A 17,547-nucleotide genomic window follows, 5' to 3' on the forward strand; every position below is an offset into this window, starting at 1 on the left:
CCGCCCTGCCCATAGCCTGCGTCGAGCAGCGCGCCATAGCATCCCTCAACACCAGCGAGAGGCTCTCGCCTGGCTCCCCTCACAACGTAAGTACAGCAGGAGATGCCCTGTGGGTATGGACGGCAAAACAGTGCGCGTGGCCACCGACGTCGGCGGTACTTTTACCGACCTCGTGTATTTCGAAAACGATCCGGCCACCGGCGAACAGACGATTCGTACGGCCAAAGTCGACACAACCCCACCGAACTTTGCCTTGGGAGTGCTCAATGTCATCCGTAAGGCGGACGTGGACCTGAGTACCGTAGACTTCCTGGCGCACGGCACCACCGTCGTGATTAATGCCCTGACCGAACGCCGGGGCGTCAAGACAGGGTTAATAACGACCCAGGGCTTTCGTGATGTGCTCGAGATCGCCCGTGCCAATCGCCCGGATTACTTCAACCTGAAATGGGTAAAGCCAACCCCCTTCGTACCGCGCTATTTGCGCCGCGAAATAACCGGGCGCTTGCATACCAATGGTCAGGAGAGGCAACCGCTTGAACTGGCGCAAGTCGCCGCAATCATTGAAGCGTTTCGCGCCGACAACGTACAGGCCATTGCGATTTGCCTGCTGCACGCCTATGCCAACCCGGCCCATGAACAGGCCGTACTGAATGAAGTGCGCAGGCTCTGGCCAGAAGTATCTGTGGTGGCGTCCCATCAGATCACCCGAGAATGGCGTGAGTACGAGCGCTCCAGCACGACCGTGCTATCCGCCTATGTCCAGCCCATCGCCGCACGTTATCTCGATGAGTTAGCCAGCGGTTTACGGGACAGTGGCTACAAGGCTCCGTTGTACATCATGCAGTCGAACTGTGGCATCGACAGTGTCGAGCACGCACGGGAAACACCGATCACCATGGTCGAATCGGGGCCGGCCAGTGGTTTTTGGGCAGCTGCCGAATTGGGACGGCTGATTGACGAGCCGAACGTGCTGGGCCTCGACATTGGCGGCACCACAGCCAAATGCGCACTGATTCGCAACGGCCAAGTGTCGATCAAGACGGACTACTGGATCGAACGTAACCGGATCAATGCAGGTTACCCGATCATGGTTCCCGTGGTGGATCTGGTGGAAATCGGCAACGGCGGCGGTTCGGTTGCCTGGGTTGACGACTTCGACAAACTGCATGTTGGCCCCCATTCCGCCGGCGCCGTGCCGGGGCCTGCCGCCTATGGCAACGGCGGCACGCAGATCACCACCACCGACGCCAACCTGATGCTCGGGCGCATCAACCCGGATTACTTTTGCGGCGGCAACGTGGTGGCCGACCTGCCTGCCGTTGTGCGTGGACTGGACGCCCTTGGCCAGCGCCTGCATTTGCCGCCTGATGAGATCGCACGCGGCGTCGTGCGCTTGGCCAACGACAACATGGTTAACGCGTTGAAGCTGGTGTCTTTGAGCCGTGGGCATGACCCGCGCGAGCTCACGTTGATGGCGTTCGGCGGCGGTGGCGCCATGCATGCCGTTGCACTTGCGCAAGAGTTGGGTGTGCAAAAAGTCATCGTGCCCCGCAATGCTTCGGTGTTCTCGGCTTGGGGCATGACCCTCTCGGACTTGCGACGCGACCTCTTTATCAACCGTTTTGTGCAGACTGCCCACGACGGCGAACTCAAGCAGGCTCAACTGTTTCTCGAAGAGTTGTCGGGGGCCGCCCGCGAACAGTTCGTCGCGCAAGCCATCCCCCCTCAGCACGTCGAAATCCAGATGCATTGCAAGTTGCGCTACCAAAACCAAGAGCATTCGGTAGAAGTGCTGCTCGACCCGAACGAACGCATCGACACGGACTGGGCCGTGATCGAACAACGCTTTCACACGTTCTATGAGCAGCACTACACCTATTCCCTGCAAGCACCCGTGGAAATCATCGGCTTTCACCTGGTGGCCATCGCTCAAATCGGCAAGTTGGCACCCCAGGCTCTGCCCATCACCGGACGACTGATCGGTGATGCCTGCAAGGGTCGACGACGCGTCGACTACGCCCAGGAAGGCATTCATGAGGCAAGCCTCTATGACTACGGCCTGCTTGAACCCCTGATGACATTTTCCGGTCCGGCCATTGTTGAGGACGCAGGCACTACCGTGGTTGTACACCCCGGCAACCGCGTGCAGGTGGATCGTCTTGGCAACCTGCACATCATGATCAATGGCTGACGGAGTATTCACCATGAGCACCCTCGATATCTTTACGCGCGACATCATCCAGAACTCGCTTCAGGCGATTGCCGACGAGATGTTCACCGCCATGCGCAAAGCCGCCATGAGCCCGGTGATCTACGAAGTGCTGGACATGGGCACAGGCATCACCGACGCCCACGGCGAGATCGCCAGTTCCGGTGCAGGCATACCAGCCTTTGTCGGTGTGCTGGACAAAGCCGTGAAAAAAATTCGCCAGCATCATCCGTTGCCGCAGGACATTGAAGAGGGCGATATTTTTATCAGCAACGACCCTCACGATGGTGCGGTGACTCACCTGAACGACGTCGTATTGGCCATGCCGGTGTTCGCCGACGGCCAACTGGTTGCCTGGACCGCGAATATTGCGCACTGGAACGATGTGGGCGGTCGAGTGCCTGGGTCGTTATCTACGGATGCCACGGATATCTTTCAGGAGGGCCTGCGCGTGGCATCGGTAAAGCTCATCAGCAAGGGCCAACCGATCCGTTCGGTGTTGCAGATATTGCGTGCAAACACCCGTATGCCGGACTTCATGGAAGGTGACCTTTGGGCCGGGGTCGCCGCCGTACGCGGAGGCGCAGCGCGGTTGCGCGAACTCACGGAAAAATACGGTACGGCGCTGTTTTTGCTGGCGATGAAAGACTTCATGGACCTGGGCGAAAAAATGTCGCTCAAAGCCCTGGCCGCATTGCCTGCCGGGCAGTTGAACCTTGAAGAGCTGCAAGACGATGGCAGCCTGTTCAAAGTGCGGATTGATATCCGCAGCAACGAATTGGTGATCGACCTGCGGGACAACCCGGACCAGTGCCTGGGGCCGACCAATCTCAGTCGCGACGGTGCGGTGGTCGCGGCGCAAATGGCGTTCAAGGCCTTGACTACGCCGCAAGGCATCACCAATGGCGGTACTTTTCGCCCCCTGCGGGTGCTGACTCGCCCAGGCTCGTTATTCGACGCCCTGCCGCCCGCCGCCGAGGGCTTTTACTTCGAGAATCTGATTCGGGTGCACGACCTGATCCTGTGCTGCCTGGCCCAGCAGTTTCCCGACCGTTTGCCCGCCGGCAATTTCGCTTCGGTGTGCGCCACAATTATTGGCGGCGTACACCCGGACACCGGCCGCTTGTTCACCCTGGTAGAGCCGGAAATCGGCGGCTGGGGCGCCGAACCCGGGCGCGACGGAAACAATGCTGTTTACTCCGGGTTGCATGGTGAGACCTACAACTGCCCCGTCGAGGTATGTGAGGCTCGTTATGGGCTGTATGTAGAGCGCATGGAGCTGAATGACGAACCCGGCGGCCATGGCCAGTTCCGCGGTGGCCGCGGCGTGTGCATCGACTACCGGATTCGCGCCGATGGCAGCTTCATGACCTGCGGCTACACCCGTTCGGTCATCCCGCCCTGGGGCCTGGACCAAGGTGGCGAAGGCACGCCCAATTATGTCGAGGTCATCCGCAAAGACGGTCAACACGAGCGCTACTGCATGGCCAGCGGCATCGCCTTGAATGCCGGAGACCTGGTCAGAGTGCGCACCGGCGCGGGTGGCGGGTATGGCCCGGCCAGCCGGCGCGACCCGCACGCCGTTCGCGAGGATCTTAAAAATGGCTATATCGACGCCGCAACCGCCCGCTCGGTCTACGGCCTGACACTTTAGCCCCGGGGGGGCATCGCGCCCCCTGACGCTCGGCTTACCAGAACAACAACAAAAAAGAGAGCACCACCATGAAACTGCAACACTCATCGCGTTTATGGGTAGCGCCCGCGCTTGCCTTGATTTTGGGATTCACACCCTCGGCACAGGGCGATCAGTTCATTGGATTCGCCCAGCCGGGAGTACCCGGAAAGTGGGCACTGGAGTCTTTCCCCGTGTTCAGTCGCACCCAAGATGGCGACGTGCGTGCGGGCAGTAATACGGTCCTGGCGTACTTCTCCGAAACCGGTTTTACCGGAACGCAGCGCGATCAGTTGCAGTTCTGGGTCGGTGCCGATGCGGGTTACACCGGCACCAATGGCACGCGCAGCAATGGTTCGTGGGGGGTCGCCTCCCCCAACCTGGGCCTGGCCTATTACTACAACGCGGTAGAACCCACCAGCGAATACGGTTCCGACGACTTCACCACGTTCTGGGTCAACCCAACCCTTTCGCTGGAGTTTCCCAACGGCAACGATGAAGGCACGGGGTATGGCGCTTTTGCCAACCGCTATGGTGCCAGTTTCAGCGTCGCCAACTATCTACGTGTAGGGCGTTTCGCCGCCACATTCACGCCGGTCGGCATCCATTACGCCGCGCGCAATCGTCACGCTACCGACCTTGGCGACGGCGACCCCACTCGGCTTCAAGGCGGTGTCAGCTTGTGGTTTGCAAACATTGCGGCCGGGTACCTGGTGACCGATGACTTATGGCTCGGCGTGCATCACGCCTATCACATCAACAATCGTACGGCCTCGGATTTCAAGGAATCGCGCCAAGGCAAAATCGGCCCGGCGATGACCTACACAGGTTTCAGCAAACAGGGGTTCTACCTGTCGACCAACTTCAACTTCGATTACTACCACAGCGACAACCTGCCCCGTTCCAATAGCTTGACCATGGCACTGGTGAAATTTTTCTAGCGCCACTCCACTCATCTATGAGGAATACCGTATGGACAGCACTACCAGCACGCTTGCGCCACATGACATGCCGGTCATCGTGCGCTGGCTCAACCCGATCGGGTGCCCGACCTTCGACGCCCCTATCGCCGAGCTGCTGCACAGCATCAAACAACCTTCCACCGAGGTTGAGGTCGTGTCGTTTGACATGACCTCAAGCCCCAGTCACCTGGAATACCGCGCCTATGAGGCCCTCACCTATGAACGCACCGTACGCATCGCCCGCGATTGTGCACAGTCGGGCGTGGATGCATTGGTGCTGGGCTGCTTTTACGACCCGGCGTTGGCGGATGCCCGCGAACTCTCCGGTAAAACACTGGTAGTGGGCCCCTGCCAGGCCAGCCTGCAAGTGGCCGCGCACCTGGCGAATCGGTACTCGATCATTGTCGGCCGTACCAAATGGATCGAGCAGATGCGCAGCCTCGTCCAAAGCTACGGTGCCGGCGACAGGTTGGCGTCAATGCGACCGCTGGGCATGGGCGTGGATGAGTTCCAGCTAGACCACGCGGTGACTCGCCGCAAGATCATCGAACAAGCCAGGCGCGCCGTCGAAGATGACGGCGCCGAGGCCATCATCCTGGGCTGCACCATCGAATTCGGCTTTTTCGAGGAGGTGCAGCGGGAAGTCGGCGTACCGGTGATAGACCCGGTGGTGGCGGCATTCAAAGTGGCCGAAGCCATGGCCGGCATGAAACGCAGGTTTGGCTGGCGCCCAAGCCGAGTGGGCAGTTGTGAGCCGCCACCCGAGGCCGAAATCGAACGATTCGGCTTGTTCCAGGGCCCCGCGCCCATAGGTAATCGCATCAAAGCCTGACCATAAAAAGGATAGCCACCATGAGTGATATTCCCTCGACGCTACAAAACACGGCGGCGCTCAATCGCAATGTGGGTGATGTGTTCAGAGACGTTCCGCTAACGCGTAACCACCTGCGGTGCTGTCTGGTGTTGTTCTTGGTGTTTGCGATTGAGGCGTGGGAGATGATGATCATCGTCTACACCGCGCCGCTGATTGCTGCGGACTTTTCCCTGGATGCACTCGCCGTAGGCCATCTGATCGGCGCGATGTTCATCGGCATGCTGCTGGGTGCGTTGGCCTGGGGCAAGCTGGCCGAGCACATCGGCCGCAAGCGCGCGATTATCTGGAGCCTTGGCAGCTATGGGGTGATCTCGCTGGCCAGCGCGTTTGCACCGGATTATTCCACCTTGTATGCCCTGCGATTGCTGTCCGGAGTAGCGGCCGTGGGCATGATCGTGGTGACGTTTACGCATTTCCAGGAGCTGCTGCCGGTGCGCCATCGCGGCGCGTTGACGGTGTATCTCGCCTCGGGTTGGCCGATCGGAATGTTGTTGGCTTTGGGCGCCACCGTGTGGCTCCTGCCGTACGGTTGGCGCGCCGTTATCGTCTTGAGTTCGCTCGGCGGGTTATGGGCGATTGCTGTGGCGCGCTGGGTACCGGAGTCGCCTTACTGGCTGGCGTCAGTGGGGCGTCAGGAAGATGCCAAGGCAACAATTTATACATTGAGCCAAGGCACGGTGCTCATACCTGAGGGTTGCGAGCTGCAGGTTGATCGTACGACGTCAGGTCGCCAGCGCGATATGTTCGGTGCCGGCCTGCTCAAAGTCAGTCTGCTGCAAATAGCCGTTAATTTTACGTTTTCGTGGGGTTATTGGGGCCTGCAAACGTGGCTGCCGACGTTGCTCCAGCAACGCGGCCTGAGCCTGCCGCAAAGTTACGGTTTTATTGCGTTGTCGGCGCTGTGCATGATTCCGGGCTACATGGCAGCGTCTTATTTGACTGCACGACTGGGCCGTAAAAAAGTCATCATGAGTTTTATTGGCGCAGCGGTCCTTGCCGGCTACGGCTACGGCTTCGCCAACGCCCAGAGCCTGGAGATGCTCTACCTGAGCAACTTCGCCCTGGCCTTTTTCAGCCTCGGCGCCTGGGGTGTATGGGGTACCTGGATTGGCGAACTGTATCCGACCGCCCTGCGCACAGCAGGGTACGGTTGGGCCATCTCCGCCCAGCGCGTGGCGAACGTGCTGGCGCCATCGCTGATCGGTGCGCTGATCGCCTATGGCTCCTCGTTCAACCTGACCACCACCATCATCAACGCATTCCTGCTGGTCACGATGGTGCTCGCCGCGTTTATTCCCGAAACGGAAGGCGAAGCACTGCGTTGAAGCCCTCTTGCTTCACCGTCAAATCCGACTGATCCAAGGTCGAGTTGCTGGCATTCGCGGGCTGCCCTATCAGATTGAATAGGCTCCTTATCCGGTTCCCGACATCAGTCGGGAGCCCCACATGCCCCTTGGAAACGGAGTTCCCATGGACAACACCCCACCGCCCGGCCGCTTGGTTTTCCCCATGCAGCGCGGGCCTTTTCAGAACAACGGCGCCTCGCCCTGGTACTGCACGCTCAATCTCGGCACGCCAGGGCAAATGCTGAAGTTCGCCATCGACTCAGGCACCAATATCAATTGGGTCACATCAACGCTCTGCCCGGACGATCAATGTGTGCATTTCGCTGATGGCCGTTTTGACGTTGAAGCGTCCAGCACCTTCAGTTTTACCGATTGCCTGCGTCGGCCTTACAGCTTTGGCCCATGGGGCACGATGCAGGTCGAGACGGCTTCAGATGTATTGACTACGCCTGCAGGCGCTCGGTTGGACACCCAGCTGTTTTTAGCCGCACGTTATGAGGGTGAGCAATTCAAACAGCTCGACTGGGACGGCGCACTGGGCCTGCCTTGCAGCAGTGCGCATGTAGAAAGTCGCAACTCGTTTGTGCTCCAGGCATTGATGCGTGAGGGGCAACTGTCCCCGGCCTACCCCTTTGTGGCGTTTGACTGGAACAGTCATGAGCGCAATGGCACCTGCGAAATGGGCGCCGTCGACCCTCTAAAAACCCAGGGCCCACGTCTGTTTTTACCCTGGTCCGTCTACACCGCATTACCCGGGATTGAATACATCTGGTCGACCGAACTCAAGTCTTATTCAGTCGGCACAGAACAACTGGCCTCCAATATCAAGTTCGCTATCGATTCCGGTTCTTCGCGGTTCAAGGGCGACGATACATTGATGCGCCAGACACTGGCCCGTATTGCCCAGGGAGGCGAACCTGACGTTGTGCTGAAATTCGCCGACGGCGAAATCACATTGGGAGCCAATCTCTACAACTGCCTGACCGAAGAAGGTCCGCAAAAAGGTCAGGTGCTGCCACAGTTCAATGCACTGGGTCTCACCGACCTGGTGCTGGTGGGGTCAGTGGTAATGGAGCATTGCTACACGGTGTATGAATACCAAGTGGTGAAATGCTCGAACACGGTTTACTCCCTGTCACCGGTGGGCGTCTGGCTATTCAATCGCCCTGATGGCCCGCAAATCATTACGCAATCTTCTTCGCGGCGCTTCGCCCCCGGCGAACGAACGGTGCTCAACGGGAGGACCACCCTGCCCGGTGTTGCCAGTCAAGCTGTCTCGGTCGCGGGCACCTGGCAGAACGACTATGGCTCATTGATGACCCTGAACGTCTTGGACCGGCAAGTCTGCGGCACTTATCAATCTTCAACAGGCTCAACCGGCCACTACGCAATCCGCGGATTTGCATCGGGGGCAGGTGCCTCGCGCATTAAAAATCAGCCGTTGGCATTGGCCATTGAGTGGCACGACCTTGGCGAGGAAACGAGCGATCCAAGTTGGAACTGGGTCTCGGGATTGAGCGGGCAGTTGAGTACTGACGATAGAGGTGATGTGCTGACACTGTCGCACCTGTTGGTCGCATCCAGTGACTTTCCTGACTTCGCGAACCGCGGGAACTACCTCGACAAGCTGGTTTATCATCGAGTGGCAAAGCAACCCCTGACCACATCCTTTGACCCGATCGAATCGATACCGATCAAAAACGCGTTAGCCGGCCACTGGGTCGCACTCGATAAAACGACCCTGTCATTGATTGTTGAGGCTGACAGCCGACATCGATTCGGGGTTGTTCGAGGCTATTTAACGACAAGCGACACTGGCACCGCTGTCGAACTCACCGGTTTTACCGACATCAATGCAGTCACCAGCAAGCTCGCGTTTCAATCCGTTAGCTTGACCGTAACAAATACACAGGACGAAACCGTTTCAACACTGTGCGGCACCTTGGACTTTATGGGGCAAACGTTAAATTTACTGGTATTGGCAAGTTCGCCAGTTACCCCTGCACAGGCCTACCTCGCAACGAAGATTTCTTCGTTGAGTTTCATCCGCACTATTTCACCAGTCTCTTTTCCTTAGACGGCCTGTACCCGAAATACGCGCTATAGCACTTGCTGAAATGACTCGGTGAGACAAACCCGCACGCCACCAGCACGTCCACTTGCGATAGCTCTGTGTGCTGCAACAAGCGCCGCGCCTCGGTTACACGCAGTTCCATGTAATAGCGTTGCGGTGTGGTACCCAGTTGCTCTTTGAACAGTCGCTCAAGCTGGCGGCGCGAGCGGCCGGCGTAAACGCCCAGTTGGTCCAGCTCCAGGGGTTCTTCGAGGTTGGCGTCCATCAGTTTGACCACTTCACGCAGCGGCGCGCTGACGCAGACATTTTCCGTCGGTTTGATGCGTCGGTAGCGCGATTCTTCGAAGGCGAGGATGTCTTCGATGCCTTCGACCAACGCCTTGCCGTGCAAACCTTTGATCCAATCCAGGGCCATGTGGAAAGCGCCCGAGGGGCTGGACGCGGTCAGTCGGTCGCGGTCGATCACGTAGGGTTCGCTGGTGACCTGGGCGGCCTTGGATACTTCCGCCAGCGCGGGGCGATGCTCCGGGTGGATAGCACAACGATAGCCCTGCAGCAGCCCGGCGCGGCCCAGGAACCAGGAGCCGTTCCACAAACCGGCGAGGCTGACCCCCTGTTCGGCGGCGCTGCGCAATAGATGGATAAAATCGTCGCCCGCTTTGAGTTCGGTGCGAAAGCCGCCGCAGACGACCAATAAGTCCAGGTCCGGCAGCACCGACAGCGCCAGGCGTGCATCGGGGCGGATCACCAGGCCCAGGTCGCTGATGACTTCGCCATCGCCGCAACCAAACGTACGGGTGGCAAACAGCTCGGGGCGAAGCAGGTTGGCGGTGATGAGCGTATCGAGGGTCTGGGTGAATGCGGGCAGGGAGAAGTGTTCGAGCAGCAAAAACCCGACGCGCGTGACCTGCGACGGCGGCTGGGCGTTTTCATTCAGGTAGCGCAGGTTCTTGCCTTGCATGCCACCGCTGAACTGGCGTCTTTCCATCGAGGGTTGGCCCACTCTTATTGTTGATGCAGTGGGCGCTATCTTAGGGGCAAATGCGGGAGCTGTCCCAGTGCATTGCCGCGAAGGGTAATGCCTGATCTTTAGAAAACCGCCGGCCTTTCGGCCCCGCAACCTCGCAGTTGTCGGACCATCTGATACGGTTTTTTCTTTGCTATCTGCGCCTGTATCGAAATGACGCCGAAGCGGACAATGGGCGCCATCCCGACATTCCCGTCGCTCCCCTTCCCTTCGGAGGCCTTATGACCAAGATGGCAATTTTTCTGTTCGGCTTTTTGGTGTTGACCATCGGCATTGGCTTGCTGGCGACCATCTCACCGGTGTGACCCCGAAACCGGCCGGGCCGCTTGCGGGGTCATCGACGCACCCGATCAACTGACAAAGAGCATCGGGTACAACGACAACACCAACAACCCGGCCATCGACCAATTGAACACTCTTATCCAGCGTGGCTCGCGCAAGACATTACGCAGGCCGGTGCCGAAGCCTGCCCATACGCACACGCTGGGCAAGTTGACCACTGCAAACACCAAGGCAATCACCAGCACGTTGGTCACGTAACCCTCAGCCGGCGTATAGGTGGTGATCGCGCCCAGCGCCATGATCCATGCCTTGGGGTTGACCCATTGAAATGCGGCTGCGCCTAAAAAGGTCATGGGCTTGCCGTGCTCACCACTGCTGTCGGACATGCCCCCGGACGTCGCAATCTTCCACGCCAGGTACAGCAAGTACGTCGCGCCCACATAGCGCAACACGGTGTAGGCCCAAGGGAAGAGCTTGAACACTTCACCCAGGCCCAGGCCTACCGATATCACCAACAGCATGAAACCAATACTGATCCCCAACGCATGGGGAATCGACCGGCGGAACCCGAAATTCACCCCTGACGCGAGCAACATCGTGTTGTTGGGCCCTGGGGTAATTGAAGACACGAAGGCAAACAGCACAAAGGCTGACAGCAGGCTGGTAGACATGAACATGGCGCGGCATCCAAGCGGTGATGGTATGCCTGCGACAGTAGTCGGTTGCGGTCACAACCGCCCCGTACAGCTAGGGGTGGATCGAGGAATACACTTTGGCCCTAGTCAAAAATAGTCCATCAGGTTTACCACGGATAACGAGGCTTCACCTCGACTGGAAACGGTTCCCGACGACTGCACCGGGAGCCGTTTATCTTGGCTGACAACACACCTGGCTCAGTTTTGTGGCCGTTGCTTGGTCGAGTCCAGTTCGGCTTTTTTACCCGTGGAAATCTCGGTAATTTGCGCGGACTTGGCGATGGCGAAATCGAACGTGTCCTGCATTTTGGCAATGGCGTCGGTCGACGTGCCGTTCAACCCGCCATTGGCGGCCCAATCGAAGTTCCACACCCCCGAAAGGTTATCGGCACCGGCCACGTCGTGGGTTTCGATGGCGGTGAACACATCCGGATGGCGCTCCATGTACTTGGCAGCGTCGGATACCTCCGTGGGCACCTTACCGGAGGTATTGTTGGCCAACTGCGTCAGCTCTTGCTTGGTAATCGCTGACTTGCCCGTCTGGCGCATATAGTCGGCAATGACCTTGCTGGACTTGGCAATGTTCAACTTGTCATCGAACGTAGACGGTGAGGACTTTGGAGTGTTCGGCCCGCCGGCCGTGGGCGTTACGGTAGTAGACATCGGCGCTGCTCCCTCAATGGAACGAATGAAATCGTCGTGCTGACGATACCCCGACGCGGACGTTAGCATGGGCAAAGGGCCATTCTTCACGCTTCACAACATTTCACAACGGCTGGCCGGTTTTCGCCGCGTATTCGGCGGTTTAACCACGACAATTCTTGCGTCATCCAGGCCTTGCGCAAGGACGCAAACCTGGGCGGCACAGGGTCCGCCTTGCTCGGCAGAGTGCGTAAGCGTTGGCGGTCGTCTGACGATACCGCCGAGGGCTTGCAGTGCTTGATCAATCAGCGGCTTCGCCTCGCACATCGCGCTGCCTGACCAGCCCTTCGAGGGTAAACCGCGCCTGTGTCAGCACCACGTCGCGCACCAGTTCCATTTCCTTCTGATTGACCTCGGCCCAGTTCAGCGCTTCCAGCAACTTGGGTTTCTGCACCCGAAACGCCAGCCCTTGGGTGAACAGCGCCATGGAATGAATCACTGTGCGTTCGTCCTCCACTGCAAAGCCGGCCAGGCGCGCGATCAGTTGGCGGATAACGCGACCAATTCGCGCCTTGAAACGGTCTTCAAAAGCGGTGGTCGCACTTTGTGGGCACAAGCCTGCCTGATGGCGATCCAGAAACGCGCGCCAGGCGGTGGTCTGTGGGCTGTCCTGAATGGTCGAAACCACAGTGCCCAAAATGCCTAACGACACGTCGATCAAGGTTTTATCGTCCGCCTTTGCATCGGCCAGCGCGCCTTCGGCGGCTTCCACGCTTGGCGCCATCTTGCGCCACAACAGCGTGATCAAGTGCTCGACGCACTCCAGGTAAACGCCTTCCTTGCCGTCAAAGTAATACTGGATCGCCGGTGCATTGACCCCGGCCGCCGTGGCGATGTCGCGGGTGGACGCGCGGTCGTAACCGCGTTCACCAAACACCGCAACCGCCGCTTCGACAATGCGCGCGCGGGTTTCTTCGCCACGCTGGTAGCCACCTTCGGCGGCTGGTTTATGTCGTGCCATGTGCAGCTCCTTTCGAATACCGGACCAAAATATACCAGTTGACAAAAATTCGCGAAAAATAGAATTTATTCCATCCGTTATAAAACTGGAGTGACCCGATGTCCGCTGCACCTCCCTCCCCTCAGGTCATTCCTGAAGACACCGTCAATGGCCAGCGCAGCAAGGCGCGACGCATACTCCTGGGCATTGCCACCGTCGCGCTGTTGATCGGCCTGGGCTGGGCCGCCTGGTGGTGGCTCACCGGGCGCTTCATCGAGACCACCGATGACGCCTACCTGCAAGCCGACAGCATCAGCGTGGCACCCAAGATCAACGGCTATGTGGCCGACGTGCTGGTCAGCGACAACCAGAACGTGAAGCGCGGCGACGTGCTGGTGCGCCTGGATGCGCGCAAGTACCAGGCGGTCAGCGATGAAGCGTCGGCCACGATTGCCGCACGCAATGCCGACTACGCCAAAGCCCAGGCCGACCTGGTGCAACAGGACTCGACCATCGCCGAGGCCCGCGCCCAATTGCAAGGCGCACAAGCCGATGCGCAACATGCTCAAACCGAAGTTGCGCGCTACGCGCCGTTGGCCCGCTCGGGCGCCGAGCCGCAAGAGCGCCTGGCGCAACTCAACAACCAATTAGCTCAAGCGCGCAGCACCGTGGCGGCCAAACAAGCGGCTTTGCGTTCCAGCCAAACCCGCAACGGCACGCTTGAGGCCCAACTCAAACAGGCACAGGCGCAACTCGGCGTGGCCAAGGCCAGTGAGGCGCAGAGCCAACTGGATGTCGATGATGCGGTGATTCGCAGCCCGCTGGATGGGCGTGTGGCCGATCGTGGCGTGCGTGTCGGCCAGTACGTGCAACCGGGCACCCGCCTGTTGACGGTGGTGCCGATCAGCGCGATTTACCTCACGGCCAATTACAAGGAAACCCAGATCGGCGAAATGCATCCCGGGCAGTCCGTCACGGTGCATGTGGATGCATTGCCGGGGCGCAATCTGCAGGGGCATATCGACAGCCTGTCTCCCGGCACCGGCGCGCAGTTTGCTTTGCTGCCGCCGTCGAATGCCACCGGTAACTTCACCAAAATCGTGCAGCGTGTACCGGTGCGCATTGCCCTGGATGTGCCGGATGACCTGCGTGCGGCATTGATGCCAGGCCTGTCGGCGACCGTTGAAGTCGACACCCGCACCCACGCTGCAGATGCCAATCATGGCTGAGGCGCTGATGGCCGATGCGGTCGCAGAAAAGCCGCGCAACGCCTCGCTGACCGACTGGATCGCCGTCGCCGCCGGAGCGCTGGGCGCCTTGCTGGCGACGCTGGACGTATCGATCACCAACTCGGCACTGCCGCAGATCCAGGGCCAGATCGGCGCGACCGGCACCGAAGGCACGTGGATCGCCACCGGCTACCTGATGTCGGAAATCGTCATGATTCCCCTCGCCGCCTGGCTGACCCGCGTATTCGGCTTGCGCCGATTCCTGATTGGCACCGCCTTGATGTTCACGGCGTTTTCGATGTTCTGCGGCCTGTCCTCAAGCCTTGGCGCGATGATCGCCGGGCGCATCGGCCAGGGGTTTGCCGGCGGCGCAATGATCCCGACCGCCCAGACCATCGTGCGCACCCGCCTGCCCCCGCACCAACTGGCGATCGGCACGACGATGTTCGGCATGACCGTGATTCTCGGCCCCTTGCTGGGCCCGGTGATTGGCGGCTGGCTCACGGAAAACATCAACTGGCGCTGGTGTTTCTTTCTCAACCTGCCCATCAGCGTCGCCCTGATCACCCTGCTGATCACCGGCCTGCCAACCGAACGGATGAACCTGCAACGCTTTATCAGCGCCGACTGGCTGGGCATTCTCGGCCTGGCCATGGGCCTGAGTTCGCTTACTGTGGTGCTGGAAGAAGGCCAGCGTGAACACTGGTTTGATTCGCTGCTGATTATCTGGCTGAGCATCGCCACCGTGACCGGGTTCTTCCTGATTGCCGTCGGCCAGTTCAGGTCAAGTACACCGATCCTGCGCCTGCAACTGGTGCTCAACAAAAGCTTTGGCAGCGTGCTGCTGATCGGTACCGCCGTGGGTGCCGGGATCTATGGCACGGCGTACCTGGTGCCGCAGTTCCTCGGCATTGTGTCCGGCTACAACGCTCAACAGGCGGGCGCCATCATGTTGTTGTCGGGGATTCCGGCGTTTCTGCTGATGCCGGTCTTGCCCAGGATGCTCGGCCGCTACGACCTGCGCTGGATGGTCGGTGCCGGCCTGTTGCTGTATTGGGCCAGTTGCTTCGTCGACACCACACTCACGACGGACAGCGTCGGCCATGACTTCGTCTGGTCCCAACTGCTGCGTGGCTTCGGGCAGATTCTGGTGATGATGCCCCTCAGCCAGTTATCGATGCGCTCGGTGGAGACCCGCGATGCCGGTGATGCCGCCGGGCTCTACAACATGTCGCGCAACCTCGGCGGCACCATCGGGCTGGCATTGCTGGGCGTGCTGATGGACCGGCGCAGCCATTTTCACGACGACATGTTGCGCGAAGGCATCCAGGCCAACAGCCAATTGGCCCAGGACCATATGACGAGCAGCGCCGCCAGCTACCTGGCACAAACCGGCGATGCGTCCACCTCACAGTTACAAGCCTTTGCGCAACTGGCCAATGACATTGCGCGACAGGCCTCGGTGATGGCCTACAACGACTCGTTTTATCTACTGGGACTCGCGATGCTGGCGTGCCTGCCCCTGATCTTCATCCTGAAAAAGCGCACGGTACCACGATGATTCCTCGCACCCTTACCGTCCTCCTGAGCGTCGCGCTGCTGTCCGCCTGCACCGTAGGCCCGGACTACCATGGCGCGCCCAGTGTTGCGCCGAAAACCCTGGCGGCCGGGCATTTGCCGCATGCCGATAACACTGCCTCGGCCACGCCCGCAGTAGCGCAATGGTGGCGGACACTCGGCGATACGCAACTCAATGAACTGGTCGCCAAGGCCCTGCAAAACAGCCCGGACATAGCTACCGCCCAGGCACGTTTAAAACAGTCCCGCGCCAGCCTCAGCGGCGCGCACGCCAACGCGATGCCCAAGGTCACGGGCGACGCGGCAATGCTCAAACTTCGCTCGCCCGACACCTCGGCACTGGGTGGCAGCAGTGGCGGCGGCCGAGGCCCATTGAGCCTGTACCTCGCCGGTTTCGACGCCAGTTGGGAAGCCGACCTGTTCGGCGGCACCCGGCGTGCCGTCGAAGCAGCCCAGGCAGAAGCCGACGCGAGCGAGGCGCAACTGGCCGATGCTCAAGTGCAACTCGCCGCCGAAATCGTCCAGGCCTACACCGACCTGCGCGACCAGCAAGCCCGACTTGCGCTGGTCGAAGCCAGCATCGACATCGAAAACCAGGCCCTGGACCTCACCCAGCAACGCCGCGACCGGGGCGTAGCCTCGCAACTGCAACTGGAGCAAGTACTGACCCAAGCCGAAAACACCCAGGCTCAGCGTTTGCCACTGCAAGCCGCCATCGTCGAGTCCCTCGACCAACTCAGCCTGCTCTGTGGCCTGGAACCCGGCGACGTGGACAGCCAGCTCGCCACCGCCCACGCCCTGCCCGCCATCCCCAGCGCCGTACCCGTTGCCGACCCGGCGGCCCTCTTAAAGGCCCGCCCGGACATCCGCATGGCCGAGCGCAAACTGGCGTCGAGCACGGCGCAGATCGGCGAAAAAACCGCCGATTGGTTTCCCAAACTCAGCCTGATGGGCGACCTGTCCTTTTCGGCCAGCGACCCTGGGCACCTTGCGCGCAAGGACAACGGCACTTGGTTGATCCTGCCGCGGATTACCTGGAACGCCCTGGACTTCGGCCGCGTTGCTGCCAGTGTCAACGGCGCAGAGGCCGGACGTGATGAGGCGCTTGCGCAGTACAAGCGCGTGGTGCTGAGTGCGCTGCGCGATGCGGATGTGGCGTTGGCGCGCTATGGTCATCAACGCCAGAATGTCGTGCTGTTGCGCAATGTAGAATCGTCGGCAGTGCGTGCAGCCGACCTGACACGCCAGCGTTATCGTGCCGGCACGGCGAGCACGCTCGACTGGCTGGATGCGGAACGTACACGCTATCAGGCGCAAGAGAGTCGGATTTCAGGGGATGCGGAGTTGCTCAAGGATTTCGCCTCCCTGCATAAAGCGCTTGGGTTAGGCTGGACGCTGTCAAGGGCTGCAAACTCATCAACCAGGGAAGCACATGATCCACATTCGTGAAGCGACTAACGCCGATATTGATACGCTGCGCGAAGTCGGTTGCGAGACCTACCGCGAACATTTTTCGACGTTATGGTCTCCTGCCGGCATGCAGGGTTTCCTCGATCAAGACTTCTCAGCCAGTGCACTGGGCCGGTCACTCGAATTGCCCGAAAGGCAGGTCTGGCTGATTGCTTCAGACGAACGTGGCAAGGCCGTTGGATTTGCCAAGGTCAACTGGTCAACGCCTGCGCCTTTAACCGGTGAAGTGGGCGCAGAGCTGCAGAAAATCTACTTCCTGAAATCCGCCGCGGGGATGGGTTACGGAAAACGAATGTTGCAGTTCATTCGTGAAAAAGCCGCCCAGCGCGGGGAACGCTTGCTGTGGCTGGACGTGCTCAAAACCAATGCAAATGCGCAGCGCTTTTATGAGACGGTCGGGTTTGAACGCGTCGGCGAAATCCCGTTCAGTACGGACCTGGCTGAAATCGGAATGGTGGTGATGGCGCTTGAATTGAAGCCGTAA

Annotated in this window: 14 protein-coding genes; 10 read left to right on the plus strand and 4 right to left on the minus strand. The window is 59.9% G+C overall.

From position 1 onward, the window contains the following. The first annotated feature begins 115 nt into the window (after positions 1-115). From A7J50_RS15335 to A7J50_RS15360, 6 genes are all read left to right on the plus strand, one after another. On the plus strand, positions 116-2,194 hold the full coding sequence (locus tag A7J50_RS15335) for a hydantoinase/oxoprolinase family protein (RefSeq protein ID WP_064452574.1): 2,079 nt from the start codon (positions 116-118) through the stop codon (positions 2,192-2,194). Positions 2,195-2,207: 13 nt separating this feature from the next. Continuing rightward, a complete protein-coding gene (locus A7J50_RS15340; RefSeq protein ID WP_064452575.1) occupies positions 2,208-3,866 on the plus strand; it encodes a hydantoinase B/oxoprolinase family protein in 1,659 nt (552 codons plus the stop codon). Between the two features lie 212 nt (positions 3,867-4,078). After that, on the plus strand, positions 4,079-4,825 hold the full coding sequence (locus A7J50_RS15345; RefSeq protein ID WP_237140848.1) for a hypothetical protein: 747 nt from the start codon (positions 4,079-4,081) through the stop codon (positions 4,823-4,825). A 31-nt stretch (positions 4,826-4,856) separates the two neighbouring features. Further along, complete coding sequence (locus tag A7J50_RS15350) at positions 4,857-5,678, plus strand: aspartate/glutamate racemase family protein (protein ID WP_064452577.1); 822 nt, start codon at positions 4,857-4,859, stop codon at positions 5,676-5,678. 20 nt (positions 5,679-5,698) lie between these two features. Next, the gene (locus tag A7J50_RS15355; protein WP_064452578.1) at positions 5,699-7,045 is read left to right on the plus strand and encodes an MFS transporter; all 1,347 of its coding nucleotides are present in this window, start codon (positions 5,699-5,701) and stop codon (positions 7,043-7,045) included. Between the two features lie 145 nt (positions 7,046-7,190). Next, a complete protein-coding gene (locus A7J50_RS15360; protein ID WP_064452579.1) occupies positions 7,191-9,143 on the plus strand; it encodes an avidin/streptavidin family protein in 1,953 nt (650 codons plus the stop codon). On the opposite strand, the gene A7J50_RS15365 is transcribed toward A7J50_RS15360, so the two are convergent. The 4 genes from A7J50_RS15365 to A7J50_RS15380 form a co-directional block, all read right to left on the minus strand. Then, entirely contained in the window at positions 9,118-10,101 is a 984-nt protein-coding gene (locus A7J50_RS15365; RefSeq protein ID WP_064454949.1) for a GlxA family transcriptional regulator, read from the minus strand. The genes A7J50_RS15360 and A7J50_RS15365 overlap by 26 nt on opposite strands. A gap of 416 nt (positions 10,102-10,517) precedes the next feature. After that, complete coding sequence (locus A7J50_RS15370; RefSeq protein WP_064452580.1) at positions 10,518-11,126, minus strand: LysE family translocator; 609 nt, start codon at positions 11,124-11,126, stop codon at positions 10,518-10,520. Positions 11,127-11,342: 216 nt separating this feature from the next. Further along, positions 11,343-11,807: a hypothetical protein gene (locus tag A7J50_RS15375; RefSeq protein ID WP_064452581.1), complete on the minus strand. Its 465-nt coding sequence runs from the start codon at positions 11,805-11,807 to the stop codon at positions 11,343-11,345. A 280-nt stretch (positions 11,808-12,087) separates the two neighbouring features. Then, positions 12,088-12,807, minus strand: coding sequence for a CerR family C-terminal domain-containing protein (locus A7J50_RS15380; protein WP_064452582.1), 720 nt, complete (start codon positions 12,805-12,807; stop codon positions 12,088-12,090). Between the two features lie 98 nt (positions 12,808-12,905). Here A7J50_RS15380 and A7J50_RS15385 point away from each other — a divergent pair, with 98 nt between their 5' ends. From A7J50_RS15385 to A7J50_RS15400, 4 genes are read left to right on the plus strand one after another with little or no spacing between them, the layout of a single operon-like run. Continuing rightward, positions 12,906-14,015, plus strand: coding sequence for an HlyD family secretion protein (locus A7J50_RS15385; protein ID WP_064452583.1), 1,110 nt, complete (start codon positions 12,906-12,908; stop codon positions 14,013-14,015). Continuing rightward, on the plus strand, positions 14,008-15,576 hold the full coding sequence (locus tag A7J50_RS15390; RefSeq protein ID WP_082895898.1) for a DHA2 family efflux MFS transporter permease subunit: 1,569 nt from the start codon (positions 14,008-14,010) through the stop codon (positions 15,574-15,576). The genes A7J50_RS15385 and A7J50_RS15390 overlap by 8 nt, the downstream gene beginning before the upstream one ends. Then, positions 15,573-17,042, plus strand: a complete 1,470-nt coding sequence (locus tag A7J50_RS15395; RefSeq protein WP_064452584.1) for an efflux transporter outer membrane subunit — start codon at positions 15,573-15,575, stop codon at positions 17,040-17,042. The genes A7J50_RS15390 and A7J50_RS15395 overlap by 4 nt, the downstream gene beginning before the upstream one ends. Then, a complete protein-coding gene (locus A7J50_RS15400; RefSeq protein ID WP_064452585.1) occupies positions 17,026-17,547 on the plus strand; it encodes a GNAT family N-acetyltransferase in 522 nt (173 codons plus the stop codon). Before A7J50_RS15395 ends, A7J50_RS15400 begins: the two co-directional genes overlap by 17 nt.

Source organism: Pseudomonas antarctica, assembly GCF_001647715.1.
GTDB lineage: Bacteria > Pseudomonadota > Gammaproteobacteria > Pseudomonadales > Pseudomonadaceae > Aquipseudomonas > Aquipseudomonas antarctica_A.